Source organism: Pantoea sp. E2023-21 (genome assembly GCF_051302795.1).
Classification (GTDB): domain Bacteria; phylum Pseudomonadota; class Gammaproteobacteria; order Enterobacterales; family Enterobacteriaceae; genus Pantoea; species Pantoea ludwigii_A.
The window spans coordinates 2,867,576-2,885,964 of the sequence record NZ_CP195344.1 but is presented as its reverse complement, the minus strand read 5'-3'; the positions used below and the strand labels follow the sequence as shown (position 1 = coordinate 2,885,964).

The following is an 18,389-nucleotide window of genomic DNA, read 5'->3' as shown; positions in this document are numbered from 1 at the left end:
TGACTCACCTGCTGGGCTTTTTTAACTTAGAACGTCTAAGAATCAGAGGAATCAAATGGCTCGTAAAACACCCATTGAGCGCTACCGTAACATTGGTATCAGTGCGCACATCGACGCCGGTAAGACTACAACTACCGAACGTGTTCTGTTCTACACCGGTGTAAACCACAAAATCGGTGAAGTGCATGACGGCGCAGCAACCATGGACTGGATGGAGCAGGAGCAGGAACGTGGTATCACCATCACGTCTGCTGCGACTACCTGTTTCTGGTCTGGTATGGCTAAGCAGTTTGAACCACACCACGTAAACATCATCGACACCCCGGGACACGTTGACTTCACCATCGAAGTTGAACGTTCTATGCGTGTGCTTGATGGCGCAGTAATGGTTTACTGTGCGGTTGGTGGTGTTCAGCCACAGTCTGAAACCGTATGGCGCCAGGCTAACAAATATAAAGTTCCACGCATCGCGTTCGTTAACAAAATGGACCGTATGGGTGCTAACTTCCTGAAAGTTGTTGACCAGATGAAAGCGCGCTTGGGTGCAAACCCAGTTCCACTTCAGCTGGCTATCGGCGCAGAAGAAGGCTTCACCGGCGTTGTTGACCTGGTGAAGATGAAAGCGATCAACTGGAACGATGCCGATCAGGGCGTTACCTTCGTTTACGAAGACATCCCAGCTGATATGCAGGAACTGGCTGAAGAATGGCGTGCGAATCTGGTTGAAGCCGCAGCTGAAGGTTCTGATGAGCTGATGGAGAAATTCTTCGGCGGTGAAGAACTGACTGAAGAAGAGATCAAAACTTCTCTGCGTAAGCGCGTTCTGAAAAACGAAATCATCCTGGTGACCTGTGGTTCTGCATTTAAGAACAAAGGTGTTCAGGCGATGCTGGATGCGGTTGTTGAATACCTGCCAGCACCGACTGACGTTACCGCGATTAACGGTATGCTGGACGACGGTAAAGACACGCCGGCTGAACGTCATTCTGATGACAAAGAGCCGTTTGCTGCACTGGCGTTCAAAATTGCTACCGACCCGTTTGTTGGTAACCTGACCTTCTTCCGCGTTTACTCTGGTGTTGTTAACACCGGTGACACCGTGTTCAACCCGGTTAAGTCAAACCGTGAGCGTCTGGGCCGTATTGTTCAGATGCACGCGAACAAACGTGAAGAGATCAAGGAAGTTCGCGCGGGCGATATCGCCGCGGCGATCGGTCTGAAAGACGTGACCACTGGTGACACCCTGTGTGACCCAGATAACGTCATCATTCTTGAGCGTATGGAATTCCCTGAGCCGGTAATCTCTATCGCCGTTGAGCCGAAAACCAAAGCTGACCAGGAAAAAATGGGTCTGGCTCTGGGTCGTCTGGCGAAGGAAGATCCATCATTCCGCGTATGGACTGATGAAGAAACCAACCAGACCATCATCGCTGGTATGGGTGAGCTGCACCTCGACATCATCGTTGACCGTATGAAGCGTGAATTCAACGTTGAAGCGAACGTCGGTAAACCTCAGGTTGCTTACCGTGAAGCAATTCGCGCGAAAGTTACCGACATCGAAGGTAAACACGCCAAGCAGTCTGGTGGTCGTGGTCAGTATGGTCATGTTGTTATCGACATGTACCCACTGGAGCCGGGCGTTAACCCGAAAGGTTACGAATTTGTCAACGATATCAAGGGCGGTGTGATTCCAACTGAATACATCCCTGCGGTTGATAAAGGTCTCCAGGAGCAGCTGAAGTCAGGTCCTCTGGCCGGTTATCCGGTAGTCGATCTGGGTGTTCGTCTGCACTTCGGTTCATACCATGATGTCGACTCCTCAGAGCTAGCGTTTAAACTGGCTGCTTCTTTGGCCTTTAAAGATGGCTTTAAGAAAGCACAACCTGTGCTGCTTGAGCCAATCATGAAGGTTGAAGTAGAGACTCCGGAAGAGAACACCGGTGACGTTATCGGTGACCTTAGCCGTCGTCGTGGTATGCTCAAAGGACAGGAATCTAACGCTACTGGCGTTCAGATCCATGCTGAAGTTCCGCTGTCTGAAATGTTCGGATATGCAACCCAGCTGCGTTCTCTGACCAAAGGCCGTGCTTCTTACTCCATGGAGTTCCTGAAGTACGATGATGCGCCGAACAACGTCGCTCAAGCCGTTATTGAAGCTCGTAGCAAATAAGCTACGGTTTAAAAATTGTGAACTGATGCCTTCATGACTCATGAAGGCACAACGTAAGGAATTATCGCCATGGCGAAAGAGCAATTTCAGCGTAACAAACTGCACGTAAACGTGGGCACCATCGGTCACGTCGACCACGGTAAAACCACCCTGACTGCAGCAATCACTACCGTTCTGGCTAAAACCTACGGCGGTAAGGCAAGCAAATTCGACGAGATCGATAAGGCGCCAGAAGAGAAAGCACGTGGTATCACCATCAACACTTCTCACGTTGAATATGAAACCCCGACTCGCCACTATGCGCACGTTGACTGCCCAGGCCACGCCGACTATGTGAAAAACATGATCACCGGTGCTGCGCAGATGGACGGCGCGATCCTGGTTGTTGCTGCGACTGATGGCCCTATGCCTCAGACCCGTGAGCACATCCTGCTGGGTCGTCAGGTTGGCGTTCCTTACATCATCGTGTTCCTGAACAAGTGCGACATGGTTGATGATGAAGAGCTGCTGGAACTGGTTGAGATGGAAGTACGTGACCTGCTGTCAGCATATGACTTCCCAGGCGACGACACGCCAATCGTTCGTGGTTCTGCTCTGAAAGCGCTGGAAGGCGAAGCAGAGTGGGAAGCTAAGATCATTGAACTGGCTGAGCATCTGGATACCTACATCCCAGAGCCAGTACGTGCAATCGACCTGCCGTTCCTGCTGCCAATCGAAGACGTATTCTCAATCTCAGGCCGTGGTACTGTTGTTACCGGTCGTGTTGAGCGCGGTATCGTTAAAGTGGGCGACGAAGTTGAAATCGTTGGTATCAAGGCGACTGTTAAGTCTACCTGTACCGGCGTTGAAATGTTCCGCAAACTGCTGGACCAGGGTCAGGCAGGCGAGAACTGCGGCGTTCTGCTGCGTGGTATTAAGCGTGAAGATATCCAGCGTGGCCAGGTTCTGGCTAAGCCGGCTTCAATCAAGCCGCATACCAAGTTCACTTCAGAAGTGTACGTTCTGTCTAAAGATGAAGGCGGCCGTCATACTCCGTTCTTCAAAGGCTATCGTCCACAGTTCTACTTCCGTACCACTGACGTGACCGGCAACGTTGAGCTGCCAGAAGGCGTTGAGATGGTAATGCCAGGCGACAACGTTCAGATGACCGTTGAGCTGATCCACCCAATCGCGATGGATGAAGGCTTGCGCTTCGCTATCCGTGAAGGCGGCCGTACTGTTGGTGCGGGTGTTGTTGCTACAATTATCGCTTAATTGCGTTAATGTCGGTGGCTGCTCAGGTAGCCACCGCAGCAGGAAAAGAGCACTTCGGTGCTCTTTTTTTATGTCTGAATTCCGCCGTTTCGATTAATCCCACATAAAAGCTGCGTTTGAAATAAAAACCATTCTCATTTACAATTTGATCATAAATTGTACGGGAGTTCGCAGTAAATGTACGTCTGCTTGTGTAATGCCGTGAGTGATAAAACTCTTCGCGAAGTGATTCGCCGCTATCAACCTAAATCCATGCAGCACTTGCGTCAGTTGGTTCCGATTGGCAAACAGTGTGGCAAGTGCGTGCGCTTTGCCCGGGAGATCATGGAAGATGAACTGCAAAATGTTCCGTTGTATAAAGAGATAGCGTGACTGCGTAATCTTACTTCCGCAATAACCACAATAACTGTCGCGTTTTTTTGACTTCCTTCTAACCGCATCTACGATTTATGTAGTTGGAAGCGGAGGATACAAAATGAAGGGCGACGGTAAAATCATAAGTTATCTCAATAAATTGCTGGGAAATGAGCTGGTTGCAATCAATCAGTACTTTCTTCATGCGCGTATGTTTAAAAATTGGGGCTTGATGCGACTCAACGATGTTGAGTATCACGAGTCAATCGATGAAATGAAGCATGCCGATAAGTACATTGAACGGATTCTTTTTCTTGAAGGGATTCCAAATCTGCAAGATCTCGGCCGACTGCGCATCGGCGAAGACGTGCCGGAAATGCTGCAGTCTGACCTGTCATTAGAACTGGAAGGCGCAAAGGATTTGCGGGAAGCGATAGCCTATGCTGACAAGGTTCATGACTATGTCAGCAGAGACATGATGATTGAGATTCTTACGGAAGAGGAGGGTCACATAGATTGGTTGGAAACCGAACTCGAACTGGTAAGAAAGCTCGGCCTGCAAAATTATCTTCAGTCTCAATTAAAAGAACAAAACGAACACTAGCCTGATGCCAATAAGTAATTCCACTCAAGCCCGCGACAATCAAAAACGAATGTCGCGGTTTTTTTTTGGTCAGAAGCCAGATTGATGTGGTTAAAAACACAACACGGGTTGCTTCCTAAACAGATCTAAGTATAATGCGCGGGCCTGCCGATATTGGTGCGGCGCGATTCGAGCAGAATCGCAGGGGATAGCAGTTCATGTATCGCCTAACAATACTCCCAATTGGGGAGTTATATGCTGAACGATTACACTCCTCCATCAATCGTAATGGATGTGGGTAGTAATTCTTTTCGTTTATAAAATGTTTGGAGCCTTGGTCTCATGTCGAACCAAAGAATCCGTATCCGTCTTAAAGCGTTTGATCATCGCCTGATCGATCAATCAACCGCGGAAATCGTTGAGACTGCCAAGCGCACTGGTGCGCAGGTACGTGGTCCGATCCCGCTGCCAACCCGCAAAGAGCGTTTTACCGTTCTGATCTCTCCGCACGTTAACAAAGACGCGCGTGATCAGTACGAAATCCGCACTCACAAGCGTCTGGTAGACATCGTTGAGCCAACTGAAAAAACCGTTGATGCTCTGATGCGTCTGGACCTGGCTGCCGGTGTTGACGTGCAGATCAGCCTGGGTTAATCAGGTCATCGAGCGATTGAGAGGTTGATACAATGATTGGTTTAGTCGGTAAAAAAGTGGGTATGACCCGCATCTTCACTGAAGATGGCGTTTCAATCCCAGTAACCGTTATCGAAGTTGAAGCAAACCGCGTTACTCAGGTTAAAGGCCTGGACAACGATGGTTACCAAGCTATCCAGGTTACCACCGGTGCTAAAAAAGCAAGCCGTGTGAGCAAGCCTGAAGCAGGTCATTTTGCTAAAGCTGGCGTTGACGCTGGCCGTGGTCTGTGGGAATTCCGCACCGAAGGTGAAGATTTCTCTGTTGGCCAGAGCATCAGTGTTGAAATTTTCGCTGACGTTAAAAAAGTAGACGTTACCGGTACCTCTAAAGGTAAAGGTTTCGCAGGTACCGTTAAGCGCTGGAACTTCCGTACCCAGGACGCTACACACGGTAACTCCTTGTCACACCGCGTTCCGGGTTCTATCGGTCAGAACCAGACTCCGGGCAAAGTGTTCAAAGGCAAGAAAATGGCTGGTCAGCTGGGTAATGAGCGCGTAACCGTTCAGAGCCTGGAAGTAGTACGTGTTGACGCTGAGCGCAACCTGCTGCTGGTCAAAGGTGGCGTCCCGGGTGCAACTGGGTGCGATCTGATTGTTAAACCAGCTGTGAAGGCGTAAGGGGATAGCAATGGAATTAGTACTGAAAGACGCGCAGAGCGCGCTGACTGTTTCCGAAACTACCTTCGGTCGTGATTTCAACGAAGCGCTGGTTCACCAGGTTGTTGTTGCTTATGCCGCTGGTGCTCGTCAGGGTACTCGTGCGCAGAAGACTCGTGCTGAAGTTACTGGTTCAGGCAAAAAGCCTTGGCGCCAGAAAGGTACCGGCCGTGCGCGTGCAGGTTCTGTAAAGAGCCCAATCTGGCGTTCAGGTGGCGTGACCTTCGCTGCACGTCCGCAGGACCACAGTCAAAAAGTTAACAAAAAGATGTACCGCGGCGCGCTGAAAAGCATCCTGTCCGAGCTGGTACGTCAGGACCGTCTGATCGTTGTCGAGACGTTCTCTGTAGAAGCACCTAAAACTAAGCTGCTGGTACAGAAACTGAAAGACATGGCGCTGCAAGATGTGCTGATCATCACCGGTGAACTGGATGAGAATCTGTTCCTGGCTGCGCGTAACCTGTACAAGGTTGACGTGCGTGATGCAGCGGGCATCGACCCAGTTAGCCTGATCGCCTTCGACAAAGTCGTTATGACTGCGGAAGCAGTTAAGCAAGTTGAGGAGATGCTGGCATGATCCGTGAAGAACGTCTGCTGAAAGTAGTGCGTGCACCGCACGTATCAGAAAAAGCATCTACTGCGATGGAAAAAACCAATACCATCGTTCTCAAAGTTGCTAAAGACGCGACCAAAGCAGAGATCGTTGCTGCTGTTGAGAAACTGTTCGAAGTGGAAGTTAAAGACGTAAACACCCTGGTAGTTAAAGGGAAAGTTAAGCGTCACGGACAGCGTATCGGTCGTCGTAGCGACTGGAAAAAAGCTTACGTCACCCTGAAGGAAGGCCAGAATCTGGACTTCGTCGGCGGCGCTGAGTAAGTCGGAGGAGAAAGACAATGGCAGTTGTTAAATGTAAACCGACATCTCCGGGTCGTCGTCACGTAGTTAAAGTGGTGAACCCAGAGCTGCACAAGGGCAAACCATTTGCCCCGCTGGTAGAAAAAAACAGCAAATCCGGTGGTCGTAACAACAATGGTCGTATCACTACCCGTCATATCGGTGGTGGTCACAAGCAGGCTTACCGTATTGTTGACTTCAAACGCAACAAAGATGGTATCCCAGCAGTTGTTGAGCGTCTTGAGTACGATCCGAACCGTTCTGCGAACATCGCACTGGTTCTGTACAAAGATGGCGAGCGCCGTTACATCCTGGCCCCTAAAGGCCTGAAAGCCGGCGATCAGATTCAATCTGGCGTTGATGCTGCGATTAAAGCAGGTAACACCCTGCCGATGCGTAACATCCCGGTGGGTTCTACCGTTCATAACGTAGAAATGAAACCAGGCAAAGGCGGTCAGATTGCTCGCTCAGCTGGTACTTACGTGCAGATCGTTGCGCGTGAAGGTTCCTACGTTACCCTGCGTCTGCGTTCAGGCGAAATGCGCAAAGTTGAATCCGAATGTCGTGCAACTCTCGGCGAAGTCGGCAACTCTGAGCACATGCTGCGCGTGCTGGGTAAAGCTGGTGCAACCCGTTGGCGTGGTGTTCGTCCTACCGTTCGCGGTACTGCGATGAACCCAGTCGATCACCCGCACGGTGGTGGTGAAGGTCGTAACTTTGGTAAGCACCCGGTAACTCCGTGGGGCGTTCAGACCAAAGGTAAGAAGACCCGTAGCAACAAGCGTACTGATAAATTTATCGTACGTCGCCGTAGCAAATAATTTTAGAGGATAAGCCATGCCACGTTCTCTCAAGAAAGGTCCTTTTATTGACCTGCACTTGCTGAAGAAGGTAGAGAAAGCGGTGGAAAGCGGTGACAAGAAGCCCCTGCGCACTTGGTCCCGTCGTTCAACGATCTTCCCTAACATGATCGGTTTGACCATCGCTGTCCATAATGGTCGTCAGCACGTTCCTGTCTTTGTTTCCGACGAAATGGTCGGCCACAAACTGGGTGAATTTGCACCGACACGTACTTATCGCGGCCATGCTGCAGATAAGAAAGCCAAGAAGAAATAAGTAGGAGGAAGAGATGGAAACTATTGCTCAACATCGCCATGCTCGTTCTTCTGCTCAGAAGGTTCGCCTGGTGGCAGACCTGATTCGCGGTAAGAAAGTGTCGCAGGCTCTGGATATTCTGACCTACACCAACAAGAAAGCTGCTGTGTTGGTTAAGAAAGTCCTGGAATCTGCCATTGCGAACGCCGAACACAACGATGGCGCTGATATCGACGATCTGAAAGTCGCGAAAATCTTCGTAGACGAAGGCCCAAGCATGAAGCGCATTATGCCGCGTGCGAAAGGTCGTGCAGATCGCATCCTGAAGCGCACCAGCCACATTACTGTGGTTGTGTCCGATCGCTGAGACTCTGGAGACTAGCAATGGGTCAGAAAGTACATCCTAATGGTATTCGCCTGGGTATTGTAAAACCATGGAACTCTACCTGGTTTGCGAACACCAAAGAATTCGCTGACAACCTGGACAGCGATTTTAAAGTCCGTCAGTTCCTGACTAAGGAACTGGCTAAAGCGTCTGTATCTCGTATCGTTATCGAGCGTCCGGCTAAGAGCATCCGTGTGACTATTCACACTGCTCGCCCGGGTATCGTTATCGGTAAGAAAGGTGAAGACGTAGAAAAACTGCGTACGGTCGTCGCGAAAATCGCTGGCGTTCCTGCACAGATCAACATCGCCGAAGTCCGTAAGCCGGAACTGGACGCTAAATTGGTTGCTGATAGCATCACTTCACAGCTGGAGCGTCGTGTGATGTTCCGTCGTGCTATGAAGCGTGCTGTACAGAACGCAATGCGTCTGGGCGCGAAGGGTATTAAAGTCGAAGTCAGCGGCCGTTTGGGCGGTGCCGAGATCGCACGTACCGAATGGTACCGTGAAGGTCGCGTACCGTTGCACACACTGCGTGCAGACATTGACTACAACACCTCTGAAGCGCACACCACTTATGGTGTAATCGGCGTTAAGGTATGGATCTTCAAAGGCGAGATCCTGGGTGGTATGGCTGCTGTTGAACAACCGGAACCGGCTGCTCAACCTAAAAAGCAGCAGCGTAAAGGCCGTAAGTAAGGAGAGTCGCTGATGTTACAACCAAAGCGTACGAAATTCCGTAAAGTGCACAAAGGCCGCAACCGTGGTCTGGCGCAAGGTACGGATGTCAGCTTCGGTACTTTCGGTCTGAAAGCTGTTGGCCGTGGTCGTCTGACTGCTCGTCAGATCGAAGCAGCACGTCGTGCTATGACCCGTGCAGTTAAGCGTCAAGGTAAAATTTGGATCCGTGTATTCCCGGACAAACCAATTACCGAGAAGCCGCTGGAAGTGCGTATGGGTAAAGGTAAGGGTAACGTGGAGTATTGGGTTGCCCTCATTCAACCGGGTAAAGTCCTGTATGAAATGGACGGCGTTCCGGAAGAGCTGGCCCGTGAAGCCTTCAAGCTGGCAGCAGCAAAACTGCCTATCAAAACCACCTTTGTTACTAAGACGGTGATGTAATGAAAGCAAATGAGCTGCGTGAAAAAAGCGTTGAAGAGCTGAACACTGAGCTACTTAACCTGCTGCGTGAGCAGTTTAACCTGCGCATGCAAGCGGCATCCGGCCAACTTCAGCAAACCCATCTGCTGAAAGAAGTGCGCCGTAATGTTGCACGTGTTAAGACTTTACTGACTGAGAAGGCGGCGTAATGACCGATAAAATCCGTACTCTGCAGGGTCGTGTTATTAGTGACAAAATGCAGAAATCTGCAGTTGTTGCTATCGAACGTGTCGTGAAACACCCGATCTACGGTAAATTCATCAAGCGTACGACTAAGCTGCACATCCATGACGAGAACAACGAATGCGGTATTGGTGACGTGGTTGAAATCCGCGAAACTCGTCCGCTGTCTAAGACTAAGTCTTGGACGTTAGTTCGCGTTGTAGAGAAAGCGGTTCTGTAATAGAATCCGCTTCCTCTAAAAAATAAAATGAACGGCTCGTCTGAGCCGTTCATTTTTTCTACCCATGTGCGAGAACCGGTGTTATAATGCCGCGCCCTCAATTATGGGGCTTTTTAACGACCTGAGGTTTGGGTCCCGAAGTAGTAGTTGACATTAGCGGAGCACTAAAATGATCCAAGAACAGACTATGCTGAACGTCGCCGACAACTCCGGTGCACGTCGCGTAATGTGTATCAAGGTTCTGGGTGGCTCGCACCGTCGCTACGCAGGCGTCGGCGATATCATCAAAGTGACCATCAAGGAAGCAATTCCTCGTGGCAAGGTGAAAAAAGGTGATGTCCTGAAAGCGGTAGTGGTGCGCACCAGGAAGGGTGTTCGTCGCCCGGACGGTTCTGTCATTCGCTTCGATGGTAATGCATGCGTTATTTTAAATAATAACAGCGAGCAACCTATCGGTACGCGTATTTTTGGGCCGGTAACTCGTGAACTTCGTACTGAAAAGTTCATGAAAATTATCTCTCTGGCACCAGAAGTACTCTAAGGAGCGAGCAATGGCAGCGAAAATCCGTCGTAACGACGAAGTTATCGTGCTTACCGGCAAAGACAAAGGTAAACGCGGTAAAGTAAAGAATGTCCTGACTTCTGGTAAGGTCATCGTTGAAGGTATTAACCTGGTTAAGAAACATCAGAAGCCGGTCCCGGCCCTGAACCAACCAGGTGGCATCGTTGAGAAAGAGGCTGCAATTCAGGCTTCCAACGTTGCACTCTTCAATGCGGCAACCGGCAAGGCTGACCGTGTAGGCTTTAGATTCGAAGACGGCAAAAAAGTCCGTTTCTTCAAGTCTAATAGCGAAACTATCAAGTAATTTGGAGTAGTACGATGGCGAAACTGCATGATTACTACAAAGACGAAGTAGTCCAGAAACTCATGACAGAGTTCGGCTACAATTCTGTCATGCAAGTCCCTCGGGTCGAGAAGATCACCCTGAACATGGGTGTTGGTGAAGCGATCGCTGACAAGAAACTGCTGGATAATGCAGCAGCTGATCTGGCAGCAATCTCCGGTCAAAAACCGCTGATCACCAAAGCACGCAAATCAGTTGCAGGCTTCAAAATCCGTCAGGGCTATCCGATCGGCTGTAAAGTAACTCTGCGCGGCGAGCGCATGTGGGAGTTCTTTGAGCGTCTGATCACTATTGCTGTACCGCGTATCCGTGACTTCCGTGGTTTATCTGCGAAGTCTTTCGACGGTCGTGGTAACTACAGCATGGGCGTTCGTGAGCAGATCATCTTCCCAGAGATCGATTATGACAAAGTCGATCGCGTTCGTGGTTTGGATATTACCATTACCACTACTGCGAAATCTGATGATGAAGGCCGTGCTCTGCTGGCTGCCTTTGAATTCCCGTTCCGCAAGTAAGGCAGGGTTACTTAATGGCTAAGCAATCTATGAAAGCACGCGAAGTTAAGCGTGTGAAATTAGCAGACAAGTTCTTCGCTAAACGTGTTGAACTGAAAGCGATCATTTCTGATGTGAACGCTTCCGACGAAGACCGTTGGAATGCCGTTCTCAAGCTGCAGAGTCTGCCGCGTGATTCCAGCCCTTCACGTCAGCGTAACCGCTGCCGTCAGACAGGTCGTCCGCACGGTTTCCTGCGGAAGTTTGGGTTGAGCCGTATCAAGGTCCGTGAAGCCGCAATGCGCGGTGAGATCCCGGGCCTTAAAAAGGCTAGCTGGTAATTGTCACCATTTGAATCACGGGAGTAACACAGATGAGCATGCAAGATCCGATCGCGGATATGCTGACCCGTATCCGTAACGGTCAGGCCGCGAACAAAGTTGCGGTCTCTATGCCTTCCTCCAAGCTGAAAGTGGCAATTGCCAACGTGCTGAAGGAAGAAGGCTATATTGAAGATTTTAAAATCGAAGGCGACATCAAGTCTGAACTGGAAGTAACACTTAAGTATTTCCAGGGTAAGTCTGTTGTAGAAAGCATTCAGCGTGTTAGCCGTCCAGGTCTGCGCATCTATAAGAAAAAAGATGAGCTGCCAAAAGTTATGGCTGGGCTGGGCATTGCTGTAATTTCTACTTCTAAAGGTGTCATGACTGATCGTGCAGCGCGCCAAGCTGGTCTTGGTGGCGAAATTATCTGCTACGTAGCGTAATCGGAGGATAAAATGTCTCGTGTTGCAAAAGCACCTGTCGTTGTTCCTGCGGGCGTAGAGGTAAAACTCAACGGTCAGGAAGTTTCGATTAAAGGCAAAAACGGCGAGCTGACTCGTACTATCAACAGTGCTGTAGAAGTTAAGCAAGCAGACAACGCCCTGACTTTCGCTCCACGCGAAGGTTATGCGGATGGTTGGGCACAAGCAGGTACTGCTCGTGCATTGCTGAACGGCATGGTTATCGGTGTTACCGAAGGCTTCACCAAGAAGCTGCAACTGGTTGGTGTTGGTTATCGTGCAGCTGTTAAAGGCAACTCTGTGAGCTTGGCCCTTGGCTTCTCTCACCCTGTTGACCATGCACTGCCGGCCGGCATCACTGCTGAATGTCCAACTCAGACTGAGATCGTGCTGAAAGGCGCTGATAAACAGCTGATTGGTCAGGTTGCAGCTGATCTGCGCGCCTACCGTCGTCCTGAGCCTTACAAAGGCAAGGGTGTTCGTTACGCCGACGAAGTCGTGCGTACCAAAGAGGCTAAGAAGAAGTAAGGTAACACTATGGATAAGAAATCTGCTCGTATCCGTCGTGCGACCCGTGCACGTCGCAAGCTCAAAGAGCTGGGTGCTACTCGCCTGGTGGTACATCGTACCCCGCGTCATATTTACGCACAGGTGATCGCCCCGAACGGTTCCGAAGTTCTGGTTGCTGCTTCTACTGTAGAAAAAGCTATTGCCGAACAACTGAAGTATACCGGTAACAAAGACGCCGCTGCAGCTGTAGGTAAAGCTCTGGCTGAGCGCGCTGTTGAGAAAGGCATCAAAAATGTCTCTTTCGACCGTTCCGGGTTCCAATATCATGGTCGTGTCCAGGCACTGGCAGATGCTGCCCGTGAAGCTGGCCTTCAGTTCTAAGGTAGAGGTCTAAGATGTCAAACATCGAGAAACAAGCTGGCGAACTGCAGGAAAAACTGATCGCGGTAAACCGTGTATCTAAAACTGTAAAAGGTGGTCGTATTTTCTCCTTCACCGCACTGACTGTAGTGGGTGATGGTAACGGCCGCGTTGGTTTTGGTTACGGTAAAGCGCGTGAAGTTCCAGCAGCGATCCAGAAAGCGATGGAGAAAGCCCGTCGCAATATGATTAACGTCGCGCTGACTCACGGAACTCTGCAGCACCCTGTTAAAGGTGCTCACACAGGTTCTCGTGTGTTCATGCAGCCGGCTTCTGAAGGTACCGGTATTATCGCCGGTGGTGCAATGCGCGCCGTTTTAGAAGTCGCTGGAGTACATAACGTTTTGGCTAAAGCGTATGGTTCTACAAACCCGATTAACGTGGTTCGTGCAACTATCGATGGCCTGGGCAATATGAATTCTCCGGAAATGGTCGCTGCCAAGCGTGGTAAATCCGTTGAAGAAATTCTGGGGTAATCACGATGGCTAAGACTATTAAAATTACACAAACCCGCAGTTCAATCGGCCGCCTGCCTAAGCACAAAGCGACTCTGGTTGGCTTGGGTCTGCGTCGCATCAATCACACCGTTGAGCGTGAAGACACGCCTGCTGTACGCGGTATGATTAACGCGATTTCCTACATGCTGAAAGTGGAGGAGTAAGAGATGCGTTTAAACACTCTGTCTCCGGCCGAAGGGTCTAAACACGCTTCTAAGCGTCTGGGTCGTGGTATCGGTTCTGGCCTCGGTAAAACTGGTGGTCGTGGTCACAAAGGTCAGAACTCTCGTTCTGGCGGTGGCGTACGTCGCGGTTTCGAGGGTGGTCAGATGCCTCTGTACCGTCGTCTGCCGAAATTCGGTTTCACCTCTCGCAAAGCAATGATCACCACAGAAGTTCGTCTGTCTGATCTGGCGAAAGTTGAAGGCGGTATTGTTGACCTGAATACGCTGAAAGCGGCCAATATTATCGGTGTTCAGATTGAATTCGCGAAAGTGATTCTTTCTGGTGAAGTTTCTGCACCGGTAACGGTTCGCGGTCTGCGTGTCACCAAAGGTGCTCGTGCTGCAATCGAAGCTGCTGGCGGTAAAATCGAGGAATAAGTAGCAGATGGCAAAGCAACCGGGATTAGATTTTCAAAGTGCCAAAGGTGGCTTTGGTGAACTGAAGCGCAGACTGTTGTTTGTAATCGGTGCACTCATTGTCTTCCGAATTGGCTCTTTTATTCCAATCCCCGGTATCGATGCCACTGTACTTGCCAAACTGCTTGAGCAACAGCGTGGCACCATCATTGAAATGTTCAACATGTTCTCTGGTGGTGCTCTCAGTCGTGCCTCAATCTTCGCACTGGGTATTATGCCGTATATTTCGGCCTCTATTATTATCCAGCTGCTGACGGTGGTTCATCCAGCGTTAGCTGAGATTAAGAAAGAGGGTGAAGCTGGTCGTCGTAAGATTAGCCAGTACACTCGCTACGGCACACTGGTTCTGGCTGTATTCCAGTCGATCGGTATTGCTACCGGTTTACCGAATATGCCTGGAATGCAGGGACTGGTAATGAATCCAGGCTTTGCATTCTACTTTACCGCTGTTGTAAGTCTGGTTACCGGGACAATGTTCCTGATGTGGCTGGGCGAACAGATTACTGAACGAGGTATCGGCAACGGTATCTCGATCATTATCTTCGCAGGTATTGTTGCGGGCCTCCCGCCGGCCATTGGCCATACCATCGAGCAAGCGCGGCAAGGTGACCTGCACTTCCTTCTGTTGCTGTTGGTTGCAGTTCTAGTATTTGCAGTGACGTTCTTTGTTATTTTCGTCGAGCGTGGCCAGCGCCGCATTGTGGTCAACTACGCTAAACGTCAGCAAGGTCGTCGTGTATATGCTGCACAGAGCACACATTTACCGTTGAAAGTGAACATGGCGGGCGTAATCCCAGCTATTTTTGCTTCCAGCATTATTCTGTTCCCAGCGACCATAGCATCATGGTTCGGGGGCGGTACCGGTTGGAACTGGCTGACAACAATTTCGCTGTATTTGCAACCAGGACAGCCGCTTTATGTGCTACTCTATGCGACTGCAATCATCTTCTTCTGTTTCTTCTACACGGCGTTGGTATTCAACCCACGTGAAACAGCAGATAACCTGAAGAAGTCTGGTGCATTCGTACCGGGAATTCGTCCGGGAGAGCAAACGGCGAAGTACATCGATAAAGTAATGACACGTTTGACCTTAATCGGCGCACTGTATATTACTTTTATCTGCCTGATCCCGGAGTTCATGCGTGATGCTATGAAAGTTCCATTCTACTTTGGCGGTACATCGCTGCTCATTGTAGTGGTCGTCATCATGGACTTTATGGCTCAAGTGCAAACTCTGATGATGTCGAGTCAGTACGAGTCTGCATTGAAGAAAGCTAACCTGAAGGGCTATGGCCGTTAATTCGGGTGCTTGAGAAGTTACGGAGAGTAAAAATGAAAGTTCGTGCTTCCGTCAAGAAATTATGTCGTAACTGCAAAATCATTCGCCGCGACGGTGTCGTACGTGTGATCTGCAGCGCCGAGCCAAAGCATAAACAGCGCCAAGGCTGATATTGTCACATATTTTTCTTGCAAAGTCGGGTTGAGCTGGCTAGATTAGCCAGCCAATCTTTTGTATGTCGATGCGTTACCATTTGAGTATCCTGAAAACGGGCTTTTCAGCATGGGACGCATTTGTTTAATTATAGGAGTGCATAGTGGCCCGTATAGCAGGCATTAACATTCCTGATCAAAAACATACCGTTATCGCATTAACTTCGATCTTCGGTATCGGTAAAACTCGTTCTAAAGCCATCTGCGCTTCAACGGGTATTGCTGAAAATGTTAAGATCAGAGAGCTGTCTGAAGAACAAATTGAACAGCTGCGTGAAGCAGTTGGTAAATTCGTTGTTGAAGGTGATCTGCGCCGTGAAATCACCCTGAGCATCAAGCGTCTTATGGACCTTGGTTGCTATCGTGGTTTACGCCATCGTCGTGGTCTGCCAGTTCGCGGTCAGCGTACTAAGACCAATGCACGTACCCGTAAGGGTCCGCGTAAACCGATCAAGAAATAATCGGGGTGAGTAAATAATGGCAAAGGCACCAGTTCGTGCACGTAAGCGTGTAAGAAAACAAGTCTCAGATGGCGTGGCTCATGTCCATGCATCTTTTAACAACACCATCGTTACCATTACGGATCGTCAGGGTAACGCACTGGGTTGGGCAACCGCCGGTGGTTCCGGTTTCCGCGGTTCACGTAAATCTACTCCGTTTGCTGCTCAGGTAGCTGCAGAGCGCTGTGCAGAAGCAGTGAAAGATTACGGTATTAAGAATCTGGAAGTTATGGTTAAGGGTCCGGGTCCAGGTCGCGAATCAACAATTCGTGCTCTGAACGCTGCTGGTTTCCGCATCACTAATATTACTGATGTGACTCCAATCCCTCACAACGGTTGTCGTCCGCCGAAAAAACGTCGCGTTTAACGCCCGTTTTTAGGTTAGTTGGAGAAAGAAAATGGCAAGATATTTGGGTCCTAAGCTCAAGCTGAGCCGTCGTGAGGGTACCGACTTATTCCTTAAGTCTGGCGTTCGCGCGATCGATACCAAGTGCAAAATTGAACAACCACCTGGTCAGCATGGTGCGCGTAAACCGCGTCTGTCTGACTACGGCGGCCAGTTGCGTGAAAAGCAGAAAGTTCGTCGTATGTACGGCGTGCTGGAGCGTCAGTTCCGTAACTATTATAAAGAAGCAGCACGTCTGAAAGGCAACACAGGTGAAAACCTGCTGGCCCTGCTGGAAGGTCGTCTGGATAACGTTGTTTACCGTATGGGCTTTGGCGCCACTCGTGCAGAAGCACGTCAGCTGGTTAGCCACAAATCTATCCTGGTGAACGGTCGCGTTGTTAACATCGCTTCTTATCAGGTATCTCCGAATGATGTCGTAAGCATCCGTGAGAAAGCCAAACAGCAATCTCGCGTGAAGGCCGCTCTGGAGCTGGCTGAGCAGCGTGAAAAGCCAACCTGGCTGGAAGTTGATGCTACTAAGATGGAAGGTGTGTTCAAGCGTATTCCTGAACGTACTGATCTGTCTGCGGACATTAACGAACACCTGATCGTCGAGCTTTACTCTAAGTAAAGCTTAGTACCAAAGAGAGGACACAATGCAGGGTTCTGTGACAGAGTTTCTAAAACCGCGCCTGGTAGATATCGAGCAAGTGAGTTCGACGCACGCCAAGGTGACCCTTGAGCCGTTAGAGCGTGGCTTTGGCCATACTCTTGGTAACGCACTGCGCCGTATTCTGCTTTCTTCCATGCCGGGTTGCGCGGTGACCGAGGTTGAGATTGATGGTGTGCTTCATGAGTACTCCACCAAAGAGGGCGTACAGGAAGATATCCTGGAAATCCTGCTTAACCTGAAAGGGTTGGCGGTAAGAGTTCAAGGTAAAGATGAAGTCATCCTTACTCTGAATAAATCTGGCATTGGCCCTGTGACTGCAGCCGACATCACCCACGACGGTGATGTTGAAATCGTCAAGCCGCAGCATGTGATCTGCCACCTGACCGATGAAAACGCATCTATTAGTATGCGCATCAAAGTTCAGCGTGGTCGTGGTTATGTGCCGGCTTCTGCCCGAATTCATTCGGAAGAAGATGAGCGCCCAATCGGCCGTCTGTTGGTTGACGCTTGCTACAGCCCTGTAGACCGTATCGCCTACAATGTTGAAGCAGCGCGTGTAGAACAGCGTACCGACCTGGACAAGCTGGTCATCGAAATGGAAACTAACGGCACAATCGATCCTGAAGAGGCGATTCGTCGTGCGGCTACCATCCTGGCAGAACAACTGGAAGCTTTCGTTGACTTACGTGATGTACGTCAGCCGGAAGTGAAAGAAGAGAAACCAGAATTCGATCCGATCCTGCTGCGCCCTGTTGACGATCTGGAATTGACTGTCCGCTCTGCTAACTGCCTTAAGGCAGAAGCTATCCACTACATCGGTGATCTGGTACAGCGTACCGAGGTTGAGCTGCTTAAAACGCCTAACCTGGGTAAAAAATCTCTTACCGAGATTAAAGATGTGCTTGCTTCACGTGGTTTGTCTCTGGGCATGCGCCTGGAAAACTGGCCACCAGCAAGCATTGCTGATGAATAACCGGATCACAGGTTAAGGTTTCACTGAGAAGGATAAGGTCATGCGCCATCGTAAGAGTGGTCGTCAACTGAACCGCAACAGCAGCCATCGTCAGGCTATGTTCCGCAACATGGCTGGTTCTCTGGTTCGTCATGAGATCATTAAGACGACTCTGCCGAAAGCCAAAGAGCTGCGCCGCGTAGTTGAGCCGCTGATTACTCTTGCCAAGACCGACAGCGTAGCTAATCGTCGTCTGGCATTCGCCCGCACTCGTGATAACGAGATCGTGGCAAAACTGTTTAACGAGCTGGGCCCGCGTTTCGCGAGCCGTGCAGGTGGTTACACTCGCATTTTGAAGTGTGGCTTCCGTGCTGGTGACAACGCTCCGATGGCTTACATCGAGCTGGTTGATCGTCCAGAAGCTCAAGCAGAAGCTACTGCAGAGTAATTTGCAGTATCGTAAAAAACCCGCTTCGGCGGGTTT

32 protein-coding genes are annotated in these 18,389 nt (G+C 50.1%); all 32 read left to right on the top strand.

Going from position 1 to position 18,389, the window contains the following annotated elements:
- The first annotated feature begins 55 nt into the window (after nucleotides 1–55).
- The 32 genes from fusA to rplQ all read left to right on the top strand — a co-directional run bounded on the left by fusA (nucleotide 56) and on the right by rplQ (nucleotide 18,353).
- Nucleotides 56–2,170, top strand: coding sequence for an elongation factor G (gene fusA, locus ACRQ84_RS13585; protein WP_064739692.1), 2,115 nt, complete (start codon nucleotides 56–58; stop codon nucleotides 2,168–2,170).
- Between the two features lie 69 nt (nucleotides 2,171–2,239).
- A complete protein-coding gene (gene tuf / locus ACRQ84_RS13580) occupies nucleotides 2,240–3,424 on the top strand; it encodes an elongation factor Tu (RefSeq protein ID WP_180822597.1) in 1,185 nt (394 codons plus the stop codon).
- A gap of 177 nt (nucleotides 3,425–3,601) precedes the next feature.
- A complete protein-coding gene (gene bfd / locus ACRQ84_RS13575; RefSeq protein ID WP_064741591.1) occupies nucleotides 3,602–3,796 on the top strand; it encodes a bacterioferritin-associated ferredoxin in 195 nt (64 codons plus the stop codon).
- Nucleotides 3,797–3,899: 103 nt separating this feature from the next.
- Nucleotides 3,900–4,382, top strand: coding sequence for a bacterioferritin (gene bfr, locus ACRQ84_RS13570; RefSeq protein WP_064741590.1), 483 nt, complete (start codon nucleotides 3,900–3,902; stop codon nucleotides 4,380–4,382).
- A 321-nt stretch (nucleotides 4,383–4,703) separates the two neighbouring features.
- Nucleotides 4,704–5,015, top strand: a complete 312-nt coding sequence (gene rpsJ, locus ACRQ84_RS13565) for a 30S ribosomal protein S10 (RefSeq protein WP_006120582.1) — start codon at nucleotides 4,704–4,706, stop codon at nucleotides 5,013–5,015.
- Nucleotides 5,016–5,047: 32 nt separating this feature from the next.
- Complete coding sequence (gene rplC / locus ACRQ84_RS13560; protein WP_008104741.1) at nucleotides 5,048–5,674, top strand: 50S ribosomal protein L3; 627 nt, start codon at nucleotides 5,048–5,050, stop codon at nucleotides 5,672–5,674.
- A 10-nt stretch (nucleotides 5,675–5,684) separates the two neighbouring features.
- Nucleotides 5,685–6,290, top strand: coding sequence for a 50S ribosomal protein L4 (gene rplD, locus ACRQ84_RS13555; protein ID WP_064741589.1), 606 nt, complete (start codon nucleotides 5,685–5,687; stop codon nucleotides 6,288–6,290).
- Nucleotides 6,287–6,589 (top strand): 50S ribosomal protein L23, encoded by a 303-nt coding sequence (gene rplW, locus ACRQ84_RS13550; RefSeq protein WP_007891652.1) that lies wholly within the window; start codon nucleotides 6,287–6,289, stop codon nucleotides 6,587–6,589. The genes rplD and rplW overlap by 4 nt, the downstream gene beginning before the upstream one ends.
- A 17-nt stretch (nucleotides 6,590–6,606) precedes the next feature.
- Nucleotides 6,607–7,428 (top strand): 50S ribosomal protein L2, encoded by an 822-nt coding sequence (gene rplB / locus ACRQ84_RS13545; RefSeq protein ID WP_007891654.1) that lies wholly within the window; start codon nucleotides 6,607–6,609, stop codon nucleotides 7,426–7,428.
- A 16-nt stretch (nucleotides 7,429–7,444) separates the two neighbouring features.
- Entirely contained in the window at nucleotides 7,445–7,723 is a 279-nt protein-coding gene (rpsS, locus tag ACRQ84_RS13540; protein ID WP_001138115.1) for a 30S ribosomal protein S19, read from the top strand.
- Between the two features lie 13 nt (nucleotides 7,724–7,736).
- Nucleotides 7,737–8,069: a 50S ribosomal protein L22 gene (gene rplV / locus ACRQ84_RS13535; RefSeq protein WP_007891659.1), complete on the top strand. Its 333-nt coding sequence runs from the start codon at nucleotides 7,737–7,739 to the stop codon at nucleotides 8,067–8,069.
- A gap of 17 nt (nucleotides 8,070–8,086) precedes the next feature.
- On the top strand, nucleotides 8,087–8,785 hold the full coding sequence (rpsC, locus tag ACRQ84_RS13530; RefSeq protein ID WP_034830744.1) for a 30S ribosomal protein S3: 699 nt from the start codon (nucleotides 8,087–8,089) through the stop codon (nucleotides 8,783–8,785).
- A 12-nt stretch (nucleotides 8,786–8,797) separates the two neighbouring features.
- On the top strand, nucleotides 8,798–9,208 hold the full coding sequence (gene rplP, locus ACRQ84_RS13525) for a 50S ribosomal protein L16 (protein WP_002438716.1): 411 nt from the start codon (nucleotides 8,798–8,800) through the stop codon (nucleotides 9,206–9,208).
- Complete coding sequence (rpmC, locus tag ACRQ84_RS13520) at nucleotides 9,208–9,396, top strand: 50S ribosomal protein L29 (protein ID WP_007891662.1); 189 nt, start codon at nucleotides 9,208–9,210, stop codon at nucleotides 9,394–9,396. Before rplP ends, rpmC begins: the two co-directional genes overlap by 1 nt.
- Nucleotides 9,396–9,650, top strand: coding sequence for a 30S ribosomal protein S17 (rpsQ, locus tag ACRQ84_RS13515; RefSeq protein WP_007891663.1), 255 nt, complete (start codon nucleotides 9,396–9,398; stop codon nucleotides 9,648–9,650). Before rpmC ends, rpsQ begins: the two co-directional genes overlap by 1 nt.
- A 169-nt stretch (nucleotides 9,651–9,819) precedes the next feature.
- The gene (gene rplN, locus ACRQ84_RS13510; protein WP_006120590.1) at nucleotides 9,820–10,191 is read left to right on the top strand and encodes a 50S ribosomal protein L14; all 372 of its coding nucleotides are present in this window, start codon (nucleotides 9,820–9,822) and stop codon (nucleotides 10,189–10,191) included.
- Nucleotides 10,192–10,201: 10 nt separating this feature from the next.
- The gene (gene rplX, locus ACRQ84_RS13505; RefSeq protein ID WP_007891664.1) at nucleotides 10,202–10,516 is read left to right on the top strand and encodes a 50S ribosomal protein L24; all 315 of its coding nucleotides are present in this window, start codon (nucleotides 10,202–10,204) and stop codon (nucleotides 10,514–10,516) included.
- Nucleotides 10,517–10,530: 14 nt separating this feature from the next.
- On the top strand, nucleotides 10,531–11,070 hold the full coding sequence (rplE, locus tag ACRQ84_RS13500) for a 50S ribosomal protein L5 (RefSeq protein ID WP_007891665.1): 540 nt from the start codon (nucleotides 10,531–10,533) through the stop codon (nucleotides 11,068–11,070).
- 14 nt (nucleotides 11,071–11,084) lie between these two features.
- The gene (gene rpsN / locus ACRQ84_RS13495; RefSeq protein ID WP_039380805.1) at nucleotides 11,085–11,390 is read left to right on the top strand and encodes a 30S ribosomal protein S14; all 306 of its coding nucleotides are present in this window, start codon (nucleotides 11,085–11,087) and stop codon (nucleotides 11,388–11,390) included.
- Nucleotides 11,391–11,422: 32 nt separating this feature from the next.
- Nucleotides 11,423–11,815 (top strand): 30S ribosomal protein S8, encoded by a 393-nt coding sequence (gene rpsH, locus ACRQ84_RS13490; RefSeq protein ID WP_064741587.1) that lies wholly within the window; start codon nucleotides 11,423–11,425, stop codon nucleotides 11,813–11,815.
- A 12-nt stretch (nucleotides 11,816–11,827) separates the two neighbouring features.
- Nucleotides 11,828–12,361 (top strand): 50S ribosomal protein L6, encoded by a 534-nt coding sequence (gene rplF / locus ACRQ84_RS13485; protein WP_064741586.1) that lies wholly within the window; start codon nucleotides 11,828–11,830, stop codon nucleotides 12,359–12,361.
- A gap of 9 nt (nucleotides 12,362–12,370) precedes the next feature.
- Nucleotides 12,371–12,724 (top strand): 50S ribosomal protein L18, encoded by a 354-nt coding sequence (gene rplR, locus ACRQ84_RS13480; protein ID WP_007891678.1) that lies wholly within the window; start codon nucleotides 12,371–12,373, stop codon nucleotides 12,722–12,724.
- A gap of 14 nt (nucleotides 12,725–12,738) precedes the next feature.
- Nucleotides 12,739–13,239, top strand: a complete 501-nt coding sequence (rpsE, locus tag ACRQ84_RS13475) for a 30S ribosomal protein S5 (protein WP_007891679.1) — start codon at nucleotides 12,739–12,741, stop codon at nucleotides 13,237–13,239.
- 5 nt (nucleotides 13,240–13,244) lie between these two features.
- Nucleotides 13,245–13,424, top strand: coding sequence for a 50S ribosomal protein L30 (rpmD, locus tag ACRQ84_RS13470; protein WP_007891681.1), 180 nt, complete (start codon nucleotides 13,245–13,247; stop codon nucleotides 13,422–13,424).
- Between the two features lie 3 nt (nucleotides 13,425–13,427).
- Complete coding sequence (gene rplO, locus ACRQ84_RS13465; RefSeq protein WP_007891684.1) at nucleotides 13,428–13,862, top strand: 50S ribosomal protein L15; 435 nt, start codon at nucleotides 13,428–13,430, stop codon at nucleotides 13,860–13,862.
- A gap of 7 nt (nucleotides 13,863–13,869) precedes the next feature.
- Entirely contained in the window at nucleotides 13,870–15,201 is a 1,332-nt protein-coding gene (secY, locus tag ACRQ84_RS13460) for a preprotein translocase subunit SecY (protein ID WP_007891686.1), read from the top strand.
- 32 nt (nucleotides 15,202–15,233) lie between these two features.
- Nucleotides 15,234–15,350, top strand: coding sequence for a 50S ribosomal protein L36 (gene rpmJ / locus ACRQ84_RS13455; protein WP_004160566.1), 117 nt, complete (start codon nucleotides 15,234–15,236; stop codon nucleotides 15,348–15,350).
- A 146-nt stretch (nucleotides 15,351–15,496) separates the two neighbouring features.
- Nucleotides 15,497–15,853, top strand: coding sequence for a 30S ribosomal protein S13 (gene rpsM, locus ACRQ84_RS13450; RefSeq protein WP_034830736.1), 357 nt, complete (start codon nucleotides 15,497–15,499; stop codon nucleotides 15,851–15,853).
- A gap of 16 nt (nucleotides 15,854–15,869) precedes the next feature.
- Entirely contained in the window at nucleotides 15,870–16,259 is a 390-nt protein-coding gene (gene rpsK, locus ACRQ84_RS13445) for a 30S ribosomal protein S11 (RefSeq protein WP_004160563.1), read from the top strand.
- A 31-nt stretch (nucleotides 16,260–16,290) separates the two neighbouring features.
- The gene (gene rpsD, locus ACRQ84_RS13440; RefSeq protein ID WP_007891687.1) at nucleotides 16,291–16,911 is read left to right on the top strand and encodes a 30S ribosomal protein S4; all 621 of its coding nucleotides are present in this window, start codon (nucleotides 16,291–16,293) and stop codon (nucleotides 16,909–16,911) included.
- A gap of 25 nt (nucleotides 16,912–16,936) precedes the next feature.
- A complete protein-coding gene (locus tag ACRQ84_RS13435) occupies nucleotides 16,937–17,926 on the top strand; it encodes a DNA-directed RNA polymerase subunit alpha (protein ID WP_007891688.1) in 990 nt (329 codons plus the stop codon).
- A gap of 40 nt (nucleotides 17,927–17,966) precedes the next feature.
- Nucleotides 17,967–18,353: a 50S ribosomal protein L17 gene (gene rplQ / locus ACRQ84_RS13430; RefSeq protein ID WP_008104728.1), complete on the top strand. Its 387-nt coding sequence runs from the start codon at nucleotides 17,967–17,969 to the stop codon at nucleotides 18,351–18,353.
- Nucleotides 18,354–18,389: the final 36 nt, after the last annotated feature.

Coding starts and splice junctions, on each gene's coding strand:
- fusA (WP_064739692.1), top strand. CDS start 56: ATGGCTCGTAAAACACCCATTGAGCGCTACCGTAACATTGGTATCAGT.
- tuf (WP_180822597.1), top strand. CDS start 2,240: ATGGCGAAAGAGCAATTTCAGCGTAACAAACTGCACGTAAACGTGGGC.
- bfd (WP_064741591.1), top strand. CDS start 3,602: ATGTACGTCTGCTTGTGTAATGCCGTGAGTGATAAAACTCTTCGCGAA.
- bfr (WP_064741590.1), top strand. CDS start 3,900: ATGAAGGGCGACGGTAAAATCATAAGTTATCTCAATAAATTGCTGGGA.
- rpsJ (WP_006120582.1), top strand. CDS start 4,704: ATGTCGAACCAAAGAATCCGTATCCGTCTTAAAGCGTTTGATCATCGC.
- rplC (WP_008104741.1), top strand. CDS start 5,048: ATGATTGGTTTAGTCGGTAAAAAAGTGGGTATGACCCGCATCTTCACT.
- rplD (WP_064741589.1), top strand. CDS start 5,685: ATGGAATTAGTACTGAAAGACGCGCAGAGCGCGCTGACTGTTTCCGAA.
- rplW (WP_007891652.1), top strand. CDS start 6,287: ATGATCCGTGAAGAACGTCTGCTGAAAGTAGTGCGTGCACCGCACGTA.
- rplB (WP_007891654.1), top strand. CDS start 6,607: ATGGCAGTTGTTAAATGTAAACCGACATCTCCGGGTCGTCGTCACGTA.
- rpsS (WP_001138115.1), top strand. CDS start 7,445: ATGCCACGTTCTCTCAAGAAAGGTCCTTTTATTGACCTGCACTTGCTG.
- rplV (WP_007891659.1), top strand. CDS start 7,737: ATGGAAACTATTGCTCAACATCGCCATGCTCGTTCTTCTGCTCAGAAG.
- rpsC (WP_034830744.1), top strand. CDS start 8,087: ATGGGTCAGAAAGTACATCCTAATGGTATTCGCCTGGGTATTGTAAAA.
- rplP (WP_002438716.1), top strand. CDS start 8,798: ATGTTACAACCAAAGCGTACGAAATTCCGTAAAGTGCACAAAGGCCGC.
- rpmC (WP_007891662.1), top strand. CDS start 9,208: ATGAAAGCAAATGAGCTGCGTGAAAAAAGCGTTGAAGAGCTGAACACT.
- rpsQ (WP_007891663.1), top strand. CDS start 9,396: ATGACCGATAAAATCCGTACTCTGCAGGGTCGTGTTATTAGTGACAAA.
- rplN (WP_006120590.1), top strand. CDS start 9,820: ATGATCCAAGAACAGACTATGCTGAACGTCGCCGACAACTCCGGTGCA.
- rplX (WP_007891664.1), top strand. CDS start 10,202: ATGGCAGCGAAAATCCGTCGTAACGACGAAGTTATCGTGCTTACCGGC.
- rplE (WP_007891665.1), top strand. CDS start 10,531: ATGGCGAAACTGCATGATTACTACAAAGACGAAGTAGTCCAGAAACTC.
- rpsN (WP_039380805.1), top strand. CDS start 11,085: ATGGCTAAGCAATCTATGAAAGCACGCGAAGTTAAGCGTGTGAAATTA.
- rpsH (WP_064741587.1), top strand. CDS start 11,423: ATGAGCATGCAAGATCCGATCGCGGATATGCTGACCCGTATCCGTAAC.
- rplF (WP_064741586.1), top strand. CDS start 11,828: ATGTCTCGTGTTGCAAAAGCACCTGTCGTTGTTCCTGCGGGCGTAGAG.
- rplR (WP_007891678.1), top strand. CDS start 12,371: ATGGATAAGAAATCTGCTCGTATCCGTCGTGCGACCCGTGCACGTCGC.
- rpsE (WP_007891679.1), top strand. CDS start 12,739: ATGTCAAACATCGAGAAACAAGCTGGCGAACTGCAGGAAAAACTGATC.
- rpmD (WP_007891681.1), top strand. CDS start 13,245: ATGGCTAAGACTATTAAAATTACACAAACCCGCAGTTCAATCGGCCGC.
- rplO (WP_007891684.1), top strand. CDS start 13,428: ATGCGTTTAAACACTCTGTCTCCGGCCGAAGGGTCTAAACACGCTTCT.
- secY (WP_007891686.1), top strand. CDS start 13,870: ATGGCAAAGCAACCGGGATTAGATTTTCAAAGTGCCAAAGGTGGCTTT.
- rpmJ (WP_004160566.1), top strand. CDS start 15,234: ATGAAAGTTCGTGCTTCCGTCAAGAAATTATGTCGTAACTGCAAAATC.
- rpsK (WP_004160563.1), top strand. CDS start 15,870: ATGGCAAAGGCACCAGTTCGTGCACGTAAGCGTGTAAGAAAACAAGTC.
- rpsD (WP_007891687.1), top strand. CDS start 16,291: ATGGCAAGATATTTGGGTCCTAAGCTCAAGCTGAGCCGTCGTGAGGGT.
- ACRQ84_RS13435 (WP_007891688.1), top strand. CDS start 16,937: ATGCAGGGTTCTGTGACAGAGTTTCTAAAACCGCGCCTGGTAGATATC.
- rplQ (WP_008104728.1), top strand. CDS start 17,967: ATGCGCCATCGTAAGAGTGGTCGTCAACTGAACCGCAACAGCAGCCAT.